The organism is Streptomyces sp. NPDC005752 (assembly GCF_040630715.1).
Taxonomy (GTDB): domain Bacteria; phylum Actinomycetota; class Actinomycetes; order Streptomycetales; family Streptomycetaceae; genus Streptomyces.
The window spans coordinates 16,641-34,481 of the sequence record NZ_JBEXYB010000058.1; the positions used below are offsets into that span (position 1 = coordinate 16,641).

Here is a 17,841-nt window from a genome sequence, read left to right on the forward strand (position 1 = left end):
TCGCGGACGCCGTGTGCCGGGACTCAGCCGAGGTCGCCGGCCGCGGTTCGCTCGGCCAGCCTGACCAGGGTGCGGACCGCGGATCCGGTGCCGCCCTTGGGCGTGTAGCCGTACGGGGCGCCCTCGTGGAAGGCCGGGCCCGCGATGTCCAGGTGCGCCCAGGCGATGCCCTCGCCCACGAACTCCCGCAGGAAGAGACCGGCCACCAGCCCGCCGCCCATCTTCTCGCCCATGTTGGCGATGTCGGCGGTCGGGGAGTCCATGCCCCGGCGCAGGTCGGCGGGGAGCGGCATCGGCCAGGAGGCCTCGCCGACCTCCTCGGCGATCTCGTGGATGGAGGTACGGAACGCCTCGTCGTTGGACATCACGCCGAAGGTGCGGTTGCCGAGGGCCACGACCATCGCGCCCGTCAGCGTCGCCACGTCGACGATCGCGTCCGGCTTCTCCTCGGAGGCGCGGGTCAGGGCGTCGGCGAGGACCAGGCGGCCCTCGGCGTCGGTGTTCAGGACCTCGACGGTCTTGCCGCTGTACATGTGCAGCACGTCGCCGGGGCGGGTGGCGTTGCCGGACGGCATGTTCTCGGCGAGGGCCAGCCAGCCGGTGACGTTGACCCGGAGGCCGAGACGGGCGGCCGACACGACGGCGGCGAACACCGCGGCAGCGCCGCTCATGTCGCACTTCATCGTCTCGTTGTGCCCGGGCGACTTGAGCGAGATGCCGCCCGAGTCGTAGGTGATCCCCTTGCCGACCAGGGCGAGCGTCTTCTCCGCCTTGGGGTGGGTGTAGGCCAGCCTGACCAGGCGCGGGCCGTGCGCCGAGCCCTGACCGACGCCGAGCAGACCGCCGAAGCCGCCCTTGACGAGCGCCTTCTCGTCCAGGACCTGCACCTTGATGCCGTGCTCCTTGCCGGCGGCGGTGGCCACGGCGGCGAAGGACTCGGGGTACAGGTCGTTCGGCGGGGTGTTGATCAGGTCGCGGGCCCGGTTGATCTCCTCGGCGACCGCGACGGCGCGCTCGGCGGCCGCCTTGAACGCCTTGTCCCGCGGCTTGGTGCCGAGCAGGACGGCCTCGCCGAGCGGAGCCTTCCTCGCGTCGGCCTTGGCGCCCCTGGGGGCGAGCTTGTTCTCGCCGCCCTGGTAGGCGGTGAAGGCGTAGGCACCCAGCAGGGCGCCCTCCGCGACGGCCGACGCGTCCTCGACGGACTCCGTCGGCAGGGCGAAACCGGCCTTCTTCGAACCCTTCAGCGCACGCGCGGCGCTGCCCGCGGCCCGGCGCAGGACCTCGGAGTCGTACGCGTCGTCCTTCGCCGGGACCGGCCCGAGCCCGACCGCGACGACGACCGGTGCCTTGAGGTCCGACGGGGCGGGGAGCTTGGTCACTTCGCCTTCGGCGCCGGAGGCGCCGAGGGTCGCCAGGACGGTGGCGAGCTTTCCGTCGAACGCCTTGTCCACGGCCTCGGCGCCCGGTGCGACGACCAGGTCCCCAGACGTGGACCCGGCTCCCTTGGCGATGCCGACGACGAGCGCGTCGGCGCGCAGCGTCGCCGCACCTGAGGTGCTGAGAGTGAGAGCAGTCACGGTGGTGAATTCTCGCTTCCGTTGAGTTGTGTGCCGGTCTGTGTTGGTCGAGGGGGTGGCCGACCGTGCCCGGCGCATCGTAGACGCCGCCCGCAATGTGCCGGGAACGAGCCTACGCGCGCCCGGGGCTCCGCTTCACGGGGGCGGGGTGGTCGCCCGGGGAGGCGCACCCTCAGCCCAGGGACAGCGACAGCGTCAGCAGGGCAGCCGTGCCCGCCGTCTCCTCCAGCGCGCCGAACACATCGCCGGTCACCCCGCCGAAGCGCCGCACGCAGTGACGCAGCATCAGCTGTGCGGCGACGAGGCCGGCCACCACCGCGAGGGCCTGGTGCAGGCCGGCCCCGTATCCGCCCAGCAGTACACCGGCCGTCGCGCAGCACGCGACCACCGCGCAGGCCACGGCTGCCGCGCCCCGGGGAGGAACGGTGCCGGCCACCGCCGCGCCGAGGCCCTCCGGCCGGGCGGGCGGGACGTTGCGGCGGGAGGCCAGCGTGAGCGCGAGCCGCGCGGTCACGGCCGCGACGACGGTGCCCAGAGCGCCTTCCGCCCAGCCCCGGCCGTACAGCGCGAAGAGCGCCGAGACCTGGGCCAGCAGCACGAACAGCAGGGTGATCACGCCGAAGGGGCCGATGTCCGACTGCTTCATGATCCGCAACGCGTCCCCGGCCGGCTTGGCGCTGCCGAGTCCGTCGGCGGTGTCCGCGAGCCCGTCCAGGTGCAGCCCGCGGGTCAGTGCGGCGGGAAGCGCGGCGGAGGCGACCGCCGCCGTCAGGGGACCCGACCCGCCCAGCAGGAACAGCACTCCGGGGGCGGCCGCGAGCAGCCCCACGGCGAGTCCCGCGAGCGGGGCGCACAGCATGCCGGCGCGGGCCGTCCGGCGGTCCCAGCGGGAGACGCGGACGGGGAGCGCGGTCAGGGTGCCGAAGGCGAATCGCAGGCCGTGGCTGTTCAGGGAGGTCACCGCGCGCAGGCTAGCCGCTGCGTCGGCACGCTAGATTGGGCGAAAGCGACCCAAAAGCCGCAAAGGCGGGTCTTCGGGCGGAGGTGGCATGGGTCACTGGTTCCAGCAGAACATCGTCGAGCCGGGCAAGCTACCGCTCCTGATCGCCCTCAGCGCCTTCGTCCTGACCTTCGCCGTCACCCGGATGATCACCCGGATGATCAGGGCCGGAAAAGGGCCCTTCCGCAACTTCACGCCCGGCGGTGTGCACGTCCACCACGTGGTGCCCGGCGTCGTGCTCTCGGTGGTCGGAGGCTTCGGTGCGGTCGCGAGCGGCCAACGCGGCGCGGCCGCCGGGATCTTCGCGGTCGTCTTCGGTGTGGGCGCGGGCCTGGTCCTCGACGAGTTCGCGCTGATCCTGCACCTCGACGACGTCTACTGGACCGAGGAGGGCCGGCAGAGCGTGGAGGTCGTCGTCCTCACGGCCTCGCTCGTCCTGCTCGTGCTCGCCGGCTTCTCGCCGCTGGGCGTGGACGAGCTGAGCGGCGAGCAGCAGCAGAACAGGACGGGCGTCGTCCTGACCTACGTCGTCAACTTCGGTTTCGTGCTGGTCACCCTCTTCAAGGGCAAGGTACGGATGGCGGTGATCGGCACCCTCATCCCGTTCATCGCGCTGATCGGGGCGCTTCGGCTGGCCCGGCCCACCTCGCTCTGGGCGAAGCGGCTCTACCGCCGACGGCACCGGGCCCGTGCCAGGGCGGTGCTGAGGGCGTATCACCACGACGTCCGCTGGGCGGGGCCGCGCCGCCGTTTCCAGGACATGATCGGCGGGGCCCCGGACAGGACCCCGCTACCGGGGCCCCGCCCCGACGGCGAGTCCTGACGTCTTCAGGCTGTCGTGTCCGCGGGCTTCGTGTCCCGCGACGGCTCCACGCCCTCCGCATCCGCCGCGCCCGCCTCCTCCGCGGCGCCCGCTTCCTCCACGGCGCCCGCTTCCTCCACGACAGGCTCCGGCGCTCGTTCGGGCAGCTCCGCCGCCAGCGCCGCCGCGGCCTGGACGAGCGGCAGGGCCAGCAGCGCTCCGCTTCCCGCGCCCACCGTGACCCCGTGGTCCAGCAACGGGGTCAGCGCCATCCGGTCCAGCGCCTTCAGCTGCGCCGGCTCCCCGCTGAGCTGACCAGCCAGCCACCAGTCCGGCGCACGGAAGGCCGCCCGCTGGGCCACGAGCGCGCAGGCCGCCGAGACCACTCCGTCCAGCACCACGGGCATCCGGCGTACCGCGCTCTGCAGCAGGAACCCCGTCATGGCCGCCAGATCCGCTCCGCCCACGGCGGCCAGCAGCTCCAGCTGGTCACCGAGGACCGGCCGGGCCCGTCGCAGAGCGTCCCGGATCGCCGCGCACTTGCGCATCCACGCCAGATCGTCGATCCCCGCACCGCCGCGCCCGGTCACCACCGAGGCATCCGTGCCGCACAGGGCCGCGATCAACGTCGAGGCCGCCGTCGTACCGCCGACACTCAGATCGCCCAGCACCACGAGATCTGTGCCGGAGTCGGCCTCCTCGTCGGCGATGCGCATGCCGAGGCGTACGGCCTGCTCGGCCTCCTGCGCCGTCAGCGCGTCCTCGACGTCGATCCGGCCGCTGCCGCGCCGCACCCGGTGGCGTACGACGGCCTCGGGAAGCAGCTCCGGATCGCAGTCCAGGCCGGCGTCCACGATCCGTACGGGAACGGAGAAGCGCCGGGCCAGCACGGCGACGGGGCTCGCCCCGTCCAGCACCGCCCGCACCAGCTCGTGCGCGGTCCCCGCGGGCCGGCCGGACACCTCCAGCTCCGCCACGCCGTGGTCACCCGCGAACAGCACGACGCGCGGCCGCTCGACCGCCCTGACCGGAACCGACTGCTGGGCGGCCGACAGCCATTCACCCAGCTCGTCCAGCCGGCCGAGCGCGCCGACGGGAACGGCGAGCCGCTCCCGCCGTTCCTCGGCATCACGCCGTACGCCCCCGTCGGGGCGTTCGATCAGGTCGGAGAAGTCGTCCAGATTCACGGGGGTCTGCCTCGCGGGTCGGCGCTAGGTGGGCCGGAACCCGCCGGGGGGCTCCTGTGCGGAACAGTACCCGCCGGTCCCTCCCGCATCCCCAGCCCCGCACCCGCCCGCGGCTCAGCCCCGCAGCACCAGCGCCCGCCCCGCCACCACGAGCAGCACCTGCTCGCACTCGGCGGCGAACGCGGCGTTCAGACGGCCCAGTTCATCCCGGAACCGCCGCCCGGAAGCCGTCGCCGGGACCACACCCGAGCCGGTCTCGTTGGTCACGGCCACGACCGTACGACGCGTCCCGCGCACCGCGCGGACCAGCTCGGCGACCCGCTCGCGCAGCTTCTCCTCACCGCCGTCCGCCCACCTGGCGTCGTCCCACGCCTCCACCCTGTCCATCGCGTCCGTCAGCCAGAGCGACAAGCAGTCGATCAGCAGCGGCGGTCCGTCCTGCTCCAGCAGACCCGCCAGCTCGCAGGTCTCCTCCGTGCGCCAGGCGGCGGGCCTGCGCTCCCGGTGCAGCCCGATCCTCGCCTCCCACTCCGAGTCCCCGTCACGGCGGCCGCCCGTCGCCACGTACACCACCTCGGGAAAGGTCTCCAGGCGCTGTTCCGCCTCCACCGACTTCCCCGAACGGGCCCCGCCCGTGACCAGTGTGCGCCGGGGCACCTCGGGCACCGCGTGGTAGGCGCCCACCGGCAGCGTCGTCCCGTCCGGCACGGCCCGAGCCCCGCCGGCAGCGAGCCTGCGGTCCAGCTCGGCTCCGGGCGGCGCGTCATGGTCCAGATGGACGGCGATCACCTCGGTGCCCGGCCCGACGGCCCCGACGGCCCGCAGCCTCGCCACGGAGTCGGGCCGCGCGATCACGTCGCACACGACCATGTCGTACGGCTCCGCCACCGGGGCCGCCAGCCCGGCCGGGGAGGCCCCGGGCGGCAGGTAGAGCAGGCGCTCGGCATCCGGCGACGTCACCTCGTAACCGGTGCCCGGCGCGTCCATCGCCAGGGCCCGGACCCGGTGTCCGCTGATCAGCGTGAGCTCCTGGCCGTCCGGGACACGTCCCGCGGACGGCAGGGACGCCGGCAGCTCCACCGCCGGCCCGTCATGAGGGTGGGTCAGCAGCACCTGCCGTACGGCGGCGAGCGAGCGGCCCGCGCGGGCGGCGGCGAACACGGCGCCCGGGGTGAGATCCAGCAGCAGTGCGTCGTCCACGAGCAGCGCGGTCGCGGCGCGTGCCCCGGTACCGCGGGAGGAGGCGCAGACGGCGCAGGGGCAGTCGGGCCGCGGCAGCCCGTCGGGGGCTCCGGTGCCGAGCAGTGTCAGTTCCACGTGTCGATCCTCCCGTGTCCGTCCACCACCTGCGCGCCCGGGACACCCACTAGTCTTCGGGGAGCAACGTGACCCAGGAGGCGGACATGGCGTGGACGTGGCGGTTCGAGAAGTCCGACGGTACGGAGACGGAGCCGGCGCTGCAGCCGGAGGAGTTCACGACTCAGGGCGACGCGGAGTCCTGGATCGGTGAGTTTTGGAAGGAGCTGCTCGAGGGCGGCGCGGACCAGGTGACCCTCTTCGAGGACACGACGAAGATCTACGGCCCCATGGGCCTGCAGACCGACTGACGTCCGCAGCCCCGCCCGGGCCCCGGTGCCCGGGCGGGCCCCCTGCGGCCTCCGGGTGTCCGCCTGCGCCCGGCCCGCTCTCAGATCTCGCCCAGGGTGACCCGGGCGGTCTTCTCCGCGTCCCCCCGCGTGTACCTCACCGTGACCTTCCGGCCCGGGTCGTCGGCCGCCAGGGCCTCCGAGAGTGAGGTGATCGTCGTGACCCGTGCGTCGCCGATCCGGGTGATGATGTCGCCGGCGCGAAGGCCGGCCTTCGCGGCCGCCCCGTTCTTCTCGACGCTGACGATCGCCACACCCGCGGGCTTGTAGTCCTCGTCCACGACGGTGCGGCCCGTGATGTTCAGCGCCGCCCGGCCCGAGTCCGTGACCTTCCCGGACTCGATGATCTGGTCGGCCACCGTGCGCACCATCGACACCGGGATGGCGAACCCGATGCCGGGGGCCGCGCTGTCGCCCACCTGCGGGTCTGTCGCCGCGAGGGTCGGGATGCCGATCACCTCGCTGTCGAGGTTCACCAGGGCGCCTCCGCTGTTGCCCGGGTTGATCGCCGCCGAGGTCTGCACCATGTCGGCGAGCGTCGCCCCGGTGCCGCCCCCCGAGCGGCTTTCGCTGACGGTGCGGCCCACGGCCGAGACGATGCCCTGGGTGACGCTGCTGGACAGGCCGAGGGGCGAGCCCATCGCCAGGACGATCTGCCCCACCTCGACCTCGTCCGTGTCCCCGAACCCGGCGGCCCGCAGCCCCTGGGGGACGTCGTCGAGCTTGATGACGGCGAGGTCCTGCTCCGGGTAGGAGGAGACCAGGGACGCCTTGAGCACCTTCTCGCCGGTGGCGACGGTGACGTCGAAGGTCTTCTCGCCGCCCACCACATGGGCGTTCGTGACGATGTGGCCCTTGTCGTCGTAGACGACGCCCGAGCCGAGCCCGTCCCCGGCGGCGATCTGCACGACGGAGGGCAGCACGGCCCTGATGACGGTCTGGTACTGGTCCTCCAGATCGCCCGCGGCCCGGGACACCACCGCCTGCCGGCCCGGCGCGGCGGACGGCGCCGGGCCCGGCCCGGCACAGCCGCCCGCCAGGGCGAGCGCGCAGGCACCGGCGGCCAGGGGGGCCGGCGAGCGGCGTGCCCGGCTGCGGGAAGGGGTTGCGTCCATGCCCGGAGTATCGCCGGGGCCGCCGCGTGCGGCCTGCGCTGGTGGGCCGATCAGGCGTACGGCCCGGGGCCCGCCCCGAGCCGGCCGGACGCACGGTCCGGACGGGTCAGCCGCGTACGCCGCACAGGTGCAGCAGTGCCGCCACCCCGCGGTACGGGTCGGTCCGCCCCGCACGGTCCTCGGCCGCGAACACCAGCGCCAGTTCGTCGGGGCCGGGCAGCTCCGCCTCGTTGCTCACGTTGTCCGTGAAGACCCGCACGCCGTACCAGGCGTGCAGTGGGGCGGCGATCCCGGCGAGGGTGGACCGCAGCACTTCGAGCCGGTCCGCCCGGACGTCCAGGCCGAGCCTGTTCGTGTACGTGTCCGTCTCGAACGCGGCGAGGGCCGCGCCGAAGTCGCCGGCCGTCCCCGGCCGCATCGCCAGGGCGTCCGCGTTCCGCACGAGCAGGGAGAGGAGACCACCGGGGGCCAGCATCCTGGCCAGGCCGGCGAGCAGCGGATCCGGCTCCGGGACGTACATCAGTACGCCGTGGCAGAGCACAACGTCGAAACTGCCGGGCAGGAAGTGCACCCCGGTGTCACGGCCGTCGCCCTCGATGAGCCGCACCCGCTCCCGGATGCCCTCGGGCTCGGCCGCCAGTGCCTCGCGCGCGACGCGCAGCATCTCGCCGTCGGACTCGAGGCCCGTCACGGAATGCCCGGCCCGGGCCAGGCGCAGTGCCTGGGTGCCCTGGCCCATGCCGACGTCGAGCACCCGCAGCCGCCGCCCCACGGGGAAGCGCGCGGCTATCTGCTCGTCGAGCTGCCGGGCCACGAGTTCCTGGCGGACCGTGTTGCGCAGTCCGCCGAGCCCGCCGAGCCACTGGGGGGACACCCCCGTGAAACCGGAGGTCTCCGTGCTCAGGGCCGCTCTCCCCGCTTGACCTGCGGCTTGGGCAGACGCAGTCGGCGCATCTGGAGCGTACGCATCAGGCCGTAGGCCACCGCGCCGCGCTTCGGGGTGTCGGGGAAGCGCTCGGCCAGCTGCTTCCTGAGGCGGAAACCGAGGCCGATGGAGTCGACGACGATCAGCACGATCACGCCGAGCCAGAGCAGCAACGAGATGTTCTGGATGTTCTGGACCTGGATCACACTGAGGATCAGGATGATCACTGCGAGCGGAAGGAAGTACTCCGCGATGCAGAAGCGCGAGTCCACGAAGTCACGGACATAGCGCCGCACGGGACCCTTGTCGCGCACCGGCAGGTAGCGCTCGTCGCCCGATGCGAGCGCCTCCCGCTGCCTGGCCATGTCGGCGCGGCGTGCTTCACGCTGTCGCTTCGCGGCCTCCTTGCGATCGGTCGGCGTGCCGCTGGAGGCACGTCGGCGCTGCGTCTGGGACGCGCTGCGCTTGGGGGTGGGGCGACCTTTGGGAGCCTGAGGGTCGCGGGGCTGCTTGGAGAGGTCCGCCGTCACCTTGCCGGTGGGGGCCTTCTCTTCCTTGGAACGGCTACGGAACACAAAACCCAAGGGTACGGGGTCGGTCGCGGCTACCGGGGACCGGCCGGGAACGATCCGGCAACGGCCTGTGCCCGGAAAAGCGTCCCGACAGGGGCAGAACGGACGTCGCCCCCGCTTTCCCTGATGTTCGTCTACTCCTTGGGCGGGAGCGGATACCGACGCCAGTCGTCCTTGCGGAGGAGCACATCCGTGCTCGAACAGTGCGGTAATGGAGGCAGGGCCCGTACTGTGGGTTCTGTTGGAGTGCTGGAGCTCAGTCCGTCAGAAGGGGGCGCGCGAAGCCCATGAGCGGTGTCATGAAGCGTATGGGGATGATCTTCCGCGCGAAGGCAAACAAGGCCCTTGACCGGGCCGAGGATCCGCGCGAGACCCTCGATTACTCGTACCAGAAGCAGCTGGAGCTGCTTCAGAAGGTGCGCCGCGGCGTCGCCGATGTGGCGACCTCGCGCAAGCGGCTGGAGCTGCAGCTGAACCAGCTGCAGGGACAGTCGTCCAAGCTGGAGGACCAGGGCCGCAAGGCGCTCGCGCTCGGCCGCGAGGACCTGGCCCGCGAGGCGCTGTCCAGGCGCGCCGCCCTCCAGCAGCAGGTCTCGGACCTGGAGACGCAGCACCAGACGCTGCAGGGCGAGGAGGAGAAGCTCACTCTCGCGGCCCAGCGTCTGCAGGCCAAGGTCGACGCCTTCCGTACGAAGAAGGAGACCATCAAGGCCACCTACACCGCGGCCCAGGCCCAGACGCGGATCGGCGAGGCCTTCTCCGGCATCTCCGAGGAGATGGGCGACGTCGGCCTGGCGATCCAGCGGGCCGAGGACAAGACCCAGCAGCTCCAGGCACGTGCGGGAGCCATCGACGAGTTGCTGGCCTCAGGCGCTCTCGACGACCCGTCGGGCACGGCGAAGGACGACATCGCCGCCGAGCTGGACCGGATCTCCGGTGGTACGGATGTAGAACTGGAGTTGCAGCGCATGAAGGCCGAGCTGGCCGGCGGTTCCGCCGGGCAGCAGCAGGCCATCGAGGGCGGTGCGCAGGACGCGGAACCGCAGTCGCAGCAGACCCCGCACAAGTTCGACAAGCAGTAAGGGCGGCGTCATGATCGTACGGATCATGGGGGAGGGCCAGGTGGTACTGGCCGACAGTCATGTCGTCGAGCTGGACAAGCTCGACGACATACTCCTCGCGGAGATGGAGAGCGGTGACGGACCCGGCTTCCGCACCACGCTCCACGCGCTCCTGGACAAGGTGCGCGAGCTCGGTTCGCCGCTCCCGGACGACTCCCTGGAGCCGTCCGAACTGATCCTGCCGGCACCCGACGCCACCCTCGAAGAGGTGCGTTCGATGCTCCGCGACGGCGGGCTGATCCCCGGCTGACCGGGTGTCCGCCCGCTCCGCACTCCCCACGACGCCCCGCCCCGGCCCCGCCGGCGCGGGGCGTCGTGCCGCCCGCCCGGTGCCGTGACGCCGCCCGTGCACCGCACGGACCGTCCTCTCCGGGAGAAGCCGTACCGTTGCTCGACGTGACCACCCTCGGAACCGGGCTCGTCCGCCCCCGCCGCTGGCTGCGCGGCCACCCCCTCGCGTTCGACGGTGGCCTCGCACTCGCCGTGCTCGTCACCATGCTCTGCGCGTCCTTCGCCGAGCCGGACCCGGGCCACGGTCCGGTCTTCGGAGCCCGGACGCCCGAGCTGCCGAGCGTGCTCCTCATGGTGCTCGCCGCAGGGGCGCTGGTCCTGCGCAGGCGCAGGCCCGTGCTGGTGCTCGCCGTGACGGGGCAGCTGTCCGCCGTCGAGTTCGCCCTGATGGACCCGCCCGCCCCCGTGGTGATGAGCGCGGTCGTCGCGCTGTTCACCGTCGCGTCCCGCACCGACCGCCCCACCACCTGGCGGGTCGGCCTGCTGACCATGGTGGTGCTGACCGTGGCGGCGATGGCGGTCGGCGGGACACCCTGGTACAGCCAGGAGAACGTGGGCGTGCTCGCCTGGACGGGTCTGGCCTGCGCGGCCGGGGACGCGGTGCGCAGCAGGCGGGCGTTCATCGACGCGATCAGGGAGCGGGCCGAGCGCGCCGAACGCACCCGCGAGGAGGAGGCGGGCCGCAGGGTCGCCGAGGAGCGCCTCCGTATCGCCCGCGACCTCCACGACGTCGTCGCCCACCACATCGCCCTGGTCAACGTCCAGGCCGGGGTCGCCGCCCACGTCATGGACAAGCGCCCCGACCAGGCGAAGGAGGCGCTCGCGCACGTGCGTGAGGCCAGCCGCTCCGCGCTCAACGAGCTGAGGGCCACGGTCGGACTGCTCCGTCAGTCCGGTGACCCGGAGGCACCCACGGAACCCGCGCCCGGGCTCGCCGTACTCGACGCACTGGTCGAAACCTTCCGCAACGCAGGACTCCCCGTCGAGGTGGCCTGCTCCGACCGGGACAGTCCACTGCCCGCGGCGGTCGACCTCGCGGCCTACCGGATCATCCAGGAGGCACTGACCAACGTACGCAAGCACGCGGGGCCCGACGCGAAGGCGGAGGTGAGCGTCGTACGGGTCGGGGGGACCGCGGAGGTCACCGTGCTCGACAACGGCAGCGGCGCGGATCCCGTCCCCGCCCCGGCCGACAGCGGCAGGCACGGGCTGATCGGCATGCGCGAGCGCGTCACGGCCCTCGGCGGCACCCTCACGGCGGGGCCCCGTTACGGAGGCGGATTCCGGGTCCATGCGATCCTGCCCGTCACGTCCCGCACACGCGCGCCGGAAAGGCCGGGCACGGTGGAGACGACGGGGGGATGTGCATGACGCCCATCAGGGTGCTGCTCGCCGACGACCAGGCGCTGCTGCGCAGCGCGTTCCGGGTGCTGGTCGACTCCGAGCCCGACATGCAGGTCGTCGGCGAGGCGGCCGACGGGGCCCAGGCCGTGGCGCTGGCACGCTCGACCCGTGCCGACGTCGTGCTGATGGACATCCGGATGCCGGGCACCGACGGGCTCACGGCCACCCGGACGATCAGCGCCGACCCTGACCTCGCGGGCGTACGGATCGTCATGCTCACCACCTTCGAGGTGGACGAGTACGTGGTGCAGTCCCTGCGCGCCGGGGCCTCCGGCTTCCTGGGCAAGGGCGCGGAACCGGACGAACTGCTCAACGCCATCCGTGTCGCCGCTGCCGGTGAGGCGCTGCTCTCCCCGGTCGCGACCAAGGGCCTCATCGCCACCTTCCTCGCCCAGGGCGGCAGCGCCGCAGACGGCTCCGACGGCACCGAGTACGCCGAGCGCCTCGCCGCGCTCACCGGGCGCGAGCGCGAGGTCCTCGTACAGGTGGCGGGCGGGAACTCCAACGACCAGATCGCCGACCGGCTCGCCGTCAGCCCGCTCACCGTGAAGACCCATGTGAACCGGGCCATGGCGAAACTGGGTGCGCGGGACCGGGCGCAATTGGTCGTCATTGCCTACGAATCGGGCTTGGTCCGCCCCAGGGTGGAGTGACGGGTGTAGATGCGGCTACTCCAGCTGCGGTATGCGCGAGATAAGAAAGCAACCTGGGGGCCGACGATTTCCCCCGGGTGCCCGGCGATCGTATAGATGGGCGGGCTGTGTCCCTGTGCTCACGGACGTGGGCACCCAACAGCCGGCCACCTGCCGCGTACGCCACAGAAGAGAGACCCACCCATGTCCTGGCTGTCCAGATTCAGCCTCGCGCAACGGGCCCTGATCGGGCTGATCTCGATCGTCGCACTCGTGTTCGGGGCCATCGCGATCCCGCAGCTCAAGCAGCAGCTGCTGCCCACCATCGAGCTGCCGATGGTGTCGGTGCTGGCCCCCTACCAGGGCGCGTCCCCCGACGTGGTCGAGAAGCAGGTCGTCGAACCCCTCGAGAACGCCATCAAGGCCGTCGACGGGGTCGAGGGCATCACCTCGACCGCCAGCGAGGGCAACGCCGTCGTCATGGCGACCTTCGACTTCGGCGACGAAGGCACGAAGCAGCTCGTCGCCGACATCCAGCAGGCCGTGAACCGGGCCCGCACCCAGCTGCCCGACGACGTGGACCCGCAGGTCGTGGCGGGTTCGACGGACGACATCCCGACCGTCGTCCTCGCCGTCACCTCCGACAAGGACCAGCAGGCGCTCGCCGACCAGCTCGACCGCACGGTCGTCCCGGCGATCGAGGACATCGAGGGCGTCGGCCAGGTCGCCGTCGAGGGCGTCCAGGACCTCCAGGTCTCCGTCGTCCCCGACGACAGGAAGCTCGCCGCGGCGGGGATGAACGCCGGCTCGCTGTCCCAGGCCCTCCAGGCCGGCGGCGCCACCCTCCCCGCCGGCTCCTTCTCCGAGTCGGGCAAGAGCCGCACCATCCAGGTCGGCGGCTCCTTCACCTCGCTGCAGCAGATCGAGGACCTGAAGGTCTCCGCGTCGGACCCGGCGACGGGCAAGGCCGGAAAGCCGGTCCGCGTCGGTGACGTCGCCACGGTGAAGCAGGAGCCCGCCACCGCGGTCTCCATCACCCGTACGAACGGCAGGCCGAGCCTCGCCGTCATGGCGACGATGGACAAGGACGGCAGCGCCGTCGCCATCTCGGACGCCGTCCAGGACAAGCTCCCGGACCTGCGCAAGGACCTCGGCGCCGGCGCCGAGCTGACCGTCGTCTCCGACCAGGGGCCCGCCGTCTCCAAGGCGATCTCCGGCCTGACCACCGAGGGCGCGCTCGGGCTGCTCTTCGCGGTCGTCGTGATCCTGGTGTTCCTCGCGTCGATCCGCTCGACGCTGGTCACCGCGGTCTCCATCCCGCTCTCCGTGGTCCTCGCGCTGATCGTGCTCTGGACCCGTGACCTGTCGCTGAACATGCTCACCCTCGGTGCGCTGACCATCGCGATCGGCCGCGTCGTCGACGACTCCATCGTGGTCCTGGAGAACATCAAACGGCACCTCGGCTACGGCGAGGAGCGCCATTCGGCGATCATCACCGCGGTGAAGGAGGTGGCCGGCGCGGTCACCTCGTCCACGCTCACCACCGTCGCGGTCTTCCTGCCCATCGGCCTGGTGGGCGGCATGGTCGGCCAGCTCTTCGGCTCGTTCTCCCTCACGGTCACCGCGGCCCTGCTGGCATCGCTGCTGGTCTCGCTGACGGTGGTCCCGGTCCTCTCGTACTGGTTCCTGCGGGCCCCCAAGGGCACCGACACCGACCCGGACGCGGCGCGCCGCAAGGCCGAGGAGAAGGAGGCGGCCAGCCGGCTCCAGCGGCTCTACGTCCCGGTGCTGCGCTTCGCGACCCGGCGCCGTGCCACCAGCATCGTCATCGCCTTCGTGGTCCTGTTCGGCACCTTCGGCATGGCACCCCTGCTGAAGACGAACTTCTTCGACCAGGGCGAGCAGGAAGTCCTCTCCATCAAGCAGGAGCTGACTCCCGGCACCAGCCTGGCCGCGGCCGACAAGGCCGCGCGGAAGGTCGAGAAGGTCCTCGCCGCGGACAAGGGCGTCGAGGACTACCAGGTCACCGTCGGCTCCTCCGGCTTCATGGCGGCCTTCGGCGGCGGCACGGGCTCGAACCAGGCGTCCTACCAGGTCACCCTGAAGGACTCGGCGGACTTCGACGCCACCCAGGACCGGATCGACGGGGCCCTGGGCAAGCTCGACGGCATCGGGGACACCACGATCGCCGGGGGCGACGGCTTCGGCAGCCAGGACCTCAGCGTCGTGGTCAAGGCAGCCGACGCGGACGTCCTGAAGAAGGCGTCCGAGACAGTGCGCGGCCAGGTCGCCGAGCTCGACGACGTCACCGATGTCCAGAGCGACCTGGCGCAGAGCGTCCCGCGCATCTCGGTGAAGGCCAACGACAAGGCGGCCGACGCCGGGTTCGACGGGACCACCCTCGGCGCGGCGGTCGCCGGCGCGGTGCGTGGCACTCCGGCCGGCAAGGCGATCATGGACGACGCCGAGCGTGACGTGCTGGTGAAGTCGGCCGCACCGGCCACCACGATGGCCGAGCTGAAGGCTCTCCCGCTCGGCCCGGTCAAGCTCGGCGACATCGCCGACGTGGAACTCGTGCCCGGCCCGGTCTCGATGACCAGGATCGACGGCCAGCGCGCGGCGACGATCACCGCCAAGCCGACCGGCGACAACACGGGTGCGGTCAGCACCGAGCTCCAGAAGAAGATCGACGCCCTGGACCTCCCGGAAGGCGCCACCGCGACCATCGGCGGTGTCTCCGAGGACCAGAACGACGCCTTCATGAAGCTGGGCCTGGCCATGCTGGCGGCCATCGCGATCGTCTTCATGCTGCTGGTGGCCACCTTCCGGTCGCTCATCCAGCCGCTGATCCTGCTGGTCTCCATCCCCTTCGCGGCGACGGGTGCCATCGGCCTCCTGGTCGCCACGGGAACTCCGATGGGTGTCCCGGCGATGATCGGCATGCTGATGCTGATCGGCATCGTGGTGACCAACGCGATCGTGCTGATCGACCTGATCAACCAGTACAGGTCGCAGGGCATGGGGGTCGTCGAGGCAGTGATCGAGGGCGGCCGTCACCGGCTGCGCCCGATCCTGATGACGGCACTGGCGACGATCTTCGCCCTGCTCCCGATGGCGCTCGGCGTCACCGGCGAAGGCGGTTTCATCTCCCAGCCCCTGGCGGTCGTGGTGATCGGCGGTCTGATCACCTCCACGCTGCTGACCCTGCTCCTGGTCCCGACCCTCTACGCGATGGTCGAACTCCGCAAGGAGCGCCGCGCGAAGAAGAAGGCGGCCAAGCGCGAGGCGAAGTCCGGCGCGAGCGACCCGGAGCCGACGGAGGGCGCCGTCTCCGAGGAGCCGGAGCCCGCGAAGGCCTGACCGACTGCTCCCGCAGAACCACGGAGAGGCCCCCGATGCCGCACAACGGCACCGGGGGCCTCTCCCGTCGGTCCGCCCGCAAGCGCCCTGGCCGGGGAACTCGGGCCGCCGTGCTCCGGGGGCTGCGCACAGTCCACGCCGGACGGGTTCCAGGTGTCCTCGACCACGAGGACCTCGACCACGAGGACCTCGACCACGAGGACCTTGACCACCGACGGCAACCGGGCCTTCCTCAGGCATCGTCACCGCGCCGTCCGGCACGCCGGAACACCCGGGGCGCCATCACACGGCCGGGGACGCCGCCGCGGGGATCCCCGGCCCGTCGCCGCCTACGGCAGCGCCAGCATCCGCTCCAGCGCCAGCTTGGCGTACTTCTCGGTCTCCGCGTCCACCTGGATGCGGTTGACCAGGTTTCCCTCGGCCAGGGATTCCAGCGTCCACACCAGGTGCGGCAGGTCGATCCGGTTCATCGTCGAGCAGAAGCACACCGTCTTGTCGAGGAAGACGATCTCCTTGTCCTCCGCGGCGAAACGGTTCGCCAGCCGCCGCACCAGGTTCAGCTCCGTGCCGATGGCCCACTTGGAACCGGACGGCGCCGCCTCCAGGGCCTTGATGATGTACTCCGTCGAGCCCACGTAGTCCGCGGCGGCCACGACCTCGTGCCTGCACTCGGGGTGCACCAGGACGTTCACGCCCGGAATGCGCTCACGGACGTCGTTGACGGACTCCACCGAGAAGCGTCCGTGCACCGAGCAGTGCCCGCGCCAGAGGATCATCTTCGCGTCGCGCAGCTCCTCGGCGGTCAGGCCGCCGTTCGGCTTGTGCGGGTTGTAGAGGACGCAGTCCTCCAGGGTCATCCCCATGTCGCGGACGGCAGTGTTCCGGCCCAGGTGCTGGTCCGGCAGGAAGAGGACCTTCTCGCCCTGCTCGAAGGCCCACTCCAGCGCGCGCTTCGCGTTCGAGGACGTGCAGATCGTGCCGCCGTGCCGGCCGGTGAACGCCTTGATGTCGGCCGAGGAGTTCATGTACGAGACCGGCACGACCTGGTCGGCGACGCCCGCCTCCGTCAGCACGTCCCAGCACTCGGCGACCTGCTCCGCGGTGGCCATGTCGGCCATCGAGCAGCCGGCGGCCAGGTCCGGGAGGACGACCTTCTGGTCGTCGCCCGTCAGGATGTCCGCGGACTCGGCCATGAAGTGCACGCCGCAGAAGACGATGTACTCCGCCTCGGGCCGCGCCGCAGCGTCCCGGGCCAGCTTGAAGGAGTCGCCGGTGACGTCCGCGAACTGGATGACCTCGTCGCGCTGGTAGTGGTGGCCGAGTACGAAGACCTTGTCCCCGAGCTTCTCCTTGGCGGCGCGGGCCCGCTCCACCAGGTCCGGGTCGGACGGGGAGGGGAGGTCGCCCGGGCATTCGACCCCGCGCTCGCTCCGCGGGTCGGCCTCGCGGCCGAGCAGCAGGAGGGCGAGGGGCGTCGGCTGGACATCCAGGGGCTGGGCGGTGGTCACGACACGCACCCTTTCTTTTCTGCGGAACGCCTTTTCGTCTAATTGACGTTATCTATCATAGCCGCTTAGTGTCAGCTTGACGATGCCGATAGCGTCGATGTGACGCATCCCCCCGCCCGGGCGGTGTGCGAGCATGAAGGGAACAGACAAGCGCTTGGCCCGGAATGAATCCGCGGCCCCGATGGTTGGACCGTCGGCAAGCAGTCCGTACAACCCGGGAGAGAAGCAGATGTCCGTATCGGACGAGACCACCACCGTGAGCGACGGCATCCTCCTGTCCGACGCCGCCGCAGCCAAGGTCAAGGCCCTGCTGGAGCAGGAGGGCCGGGACGACCTCGCGCTGCGCGTCGCCGTTCAGCCCGGCGGCTGCTCGGGCCTGCGGTACCAGCTCTTCTTCGACGAGCGCTCGCTCGACGGCGATGTCGTGAAGGACTTCGACGGCGTCAAGGTCGTCACCGACCGGATGAGCGCCCCGTACCTGGGCGGCGCCTCCGTGGACTTCGTGGACACCATCGAGAAGCAGGGCTTCACGATCGACAACCCGAACGCCACGGGCTCCTGCGCCTGCGGTGACTCCTTCAGCTAAAGCCCGAGACGTACCGACGGCGGCGGCGTTCCCGGATCCGGGAACGCCTCCTCGCGCAGGACTCCGTCCGTGCGGACCATCGGGGCGCGCAGCCGGTCGGGGTCGGCGTCGAGAC

General features: G+C 71.8%; 16 protein-coding genes. 8 read left to right on the plus strand and 8 right to left on the minus strand.

Annotation, left to right across the window (positions count from 1 at the left end; translation table 11 throughout):
• Positions 1-23 precede the first annotated feature (23 nt).
• Both ABZ441_RS31790 and ABZ441_RS31795 read right to left on the minus strand, forming a co-directional pair.
• Complete coding sequence (locus ABZ441_RS31790) at positions 24-1,577, minus strand: leucyl aminopeptidase (RefSeq protein ID WP_358980559.1); 1,554 nt, start codon at positions 1,575-1,577, stop codon at positions 24-26.
• Positions 1,578-1,749: 172 nt separating this feature from the next.
• The gene (locus ABZ441_RS31795; RefSeq protein WP_358980562.1) at positions 1,750-2,538 is read right to left on the minus strand and encodes an adenosylcobinamide-GDP ribazoletransferase; all 789 of its coding nucleotides are present in this window, start codon (positions 2,536-2,538) and stop codon (positions 1,750-1,752) included.
• Positions 2,539-2,626: 88 nt separating this feature from the next.
• Between ABZ441_RS31795 and ABZ441_RS31800 the strand changes: the two genes are divergently transcribed.
• A complete protein-coding gene (locus ABZ441_RS31800; RefSeq protein ID WP_358980564.1) occupies positions 2,627-3,400 on the plus strand; it encodes a hypothetical protein in 774 nt (257 codons plus the stop codon).
• A gap of 5 nt (positions 3,401-3,405) precedes the next feature.
• Here the strand turns inward: ABZ441_RS31800 and cobT are convergent, their stop codons facing one another.
• The gene (cobT, locus tag ABZ441_RS31805) at positions 3,406-4,566 is read right to left on the minus strand and encodes a nicotinate-nucleotide--dimethylbenzimidazole phosphoribosyltransferase (RefSeq protein ID WP_358980567.1); all 1,161 of its coding nucleotides are present in this window, start codon (positions 4,564-4,566) and stop codon (positions 3,406-3,408) included.
• A 114-nt stretch (positions 4,567-4,680) separates the two neighbouring features.
• A complete protein-coding gene (locus ABZ441_RS31810; protein ID WP_358980569.1) occupies positions 4,681-5,883 on the minus strand; it encodes a bifunctional adenosylcobinamide kinase/adenosylcobinamide-phosphate guanylyltransferase in 1,203 nt (400 codons plus the stop codon).
• Positions 5,884-5,969: 86 nt separating this feature from the next.
• Here ABZ441_RS31810 and ABZ441_RS31815 point away from each other — a divergent pair, with 86 nt between their 5' ends.
• Complete coding sequence (locus ABZ441_RS31815; RefSeq protein ID WP_205019689.1) at positions 5,970-6,173, plus strand: hypothetical protein; 204 nt, start codon at positions 5,970-5,972, stop codon at positions 6,171-6,173.
• An 80-nt stretch (positions 6,174-6,253) separates the two neighbouring features.
• Here the strand turns inward: ABZ441_RS31815 and ABZ441_RS31820 are convergent, their stop codons facing one another.
• The 3 genes from ABZ441_RS31820 to ABZ441_RS31830 all read right to left on the minus strand — a co-directional run bounded on the left by ABZ441_RS31820 (position 6,254) and on the right by ABZ441_RS31830 (position 8,827).
• On the minus strand, positions 6,254-7,327 hold the full coding sequence (locus ABZ441_RS31820) for a trypsin-like peptidase domain-containing protein (protein ID WP_358980571.1): 1,074 nt from the start codon (positions 7,325-7,327) through the stop codon (positions 6,254-6,256).
• Between the two features lie 106 nt (positions 7,328-7,433).
• Entirely contained in the window at positions 7,434-8,141 is a 708-nt protein-coding gene (locus ABZ441_RS31825; protein ID WP_358980590.1) for a methyltransferase domain-containing protein, read from the minus strand.
• A gap of 86 nt (positions 8,142-8,227) precedes the next feature.
• Positions 8,228-8,827: a DUF3043 domain-containing protein gene (locus ABZ441_RS31830; protein ID WP_358980573.1), complete on the minus strand. Its 600-nt coding sequence runs from the start codon at positions 8,825-8,827 to the stop codon at positions 8,228-8,230.
• 296 nt (positions 8,828-9,123) lie between these two features.
• Between ABZ441_RS31830 and ABZ441_RS31835 the strand changes: the two genes are divergently transcribed.
• The 5 genes from ABZ441_RS31835 to ABZ441_RS31855 all read left to right on the plus strand — a co-directional run bounded on the left by ABZ441_RS31835 (position 9,124) and on the right by ABZ441_RS31855 (position 15,632).
• Positions 9,124-9,906 (plus strand): PspA/IM30 family protein, encoded by a 783-nt coding sequence (locus tag ABZ441_RS31835; RefSeq protein ID WP_358980575.1) that lies wholly within the window; start codon positions 9,124-9,126, stop codon positions 9,904-9,906.
• A gap of 10 nt (positions 9,907-9,916) precedes the next feature.
• Entirely contained in the window at positions 9,917-10,195 is a 279-nt protein-coding gene (locus ABZ441_RS31840) for a hypothetical protein (RefSeq protein ID WP_358980577.1), read from the plus strand.
• A gap of 146 nt (positions 10,196-10,341) precedes the next feature.
• A complete protein-coding gene (locus ABZ441_RS31845) occupies positions 10,342-11,607 on the plus strand; it encodes a sensor histidine kinase (protein WP_358980579.1) in 1,266 nt (421 codons plus the stop codon).
• The gene (locus ABZ441_RS31850; RefSeq protein ID WP_358980581.1) at positions 11,604-12,293 is read left to right on the plus strand and encodes a response regulator transcription factor; all 690 of its coding nucleotides are present in this window, start codon (positions 11,604-11,606) and stop codon (positions 12,291-12,293) included. The genes ABZ441_RS31845 and ABZ441_RS31850 overlap by 4 nt, the downstream gene beginning before the upstream one ends.
• A gap of 183 nt (positions 12,294-12,476) precedes the next feature.
• Positions 12,477-15,632: an efflux RND transporter permease subunit gene (locus tag ABZ441_RS31855; protein WP_358980583.1), complete on the plus strand. Its 3,156-nt coding sequence runs from the start codon at positions 12,477-12,479 to the stop codon at positions 15,630-15,632.
• A 329-nt stretch (positions 15,633-15,961) separates the two neighbouring features.
• Here ABZ441_RS31855 and nadA read toward each other — a convergent pair whose 3' ends face one another.
• On the minus strand, positions 15,962-17,149 hold the full coding sequence (nadA, locus tag ABZ441_RS31860; protein ID WP_358980585.1) for a quinolinate synthase NadA: 1,188 nt from the start codon (positions 17,147-17,149) through the stop codon (positions 15,962-15,964).
• Positions 17,150-17,369: 220 nt separating this feature from the next.
• On the opposite strand from nadA, the gene ABZ441_RS31865 reads away from it, so the two are divergent.
• Positions 17,370-17,726, plus strand: coding sequence for an iron-sulfur cluster assembly accessory protein (locus ABZ441_RS31865; RefSeq protein ID WP_018103583.1), 357 nt, complete (start codon positions 17,370-17,372; stop codon positions 17,724-17,726).
• Positions 17,727-17,841 lie beyond the last annotated feature (115 nt).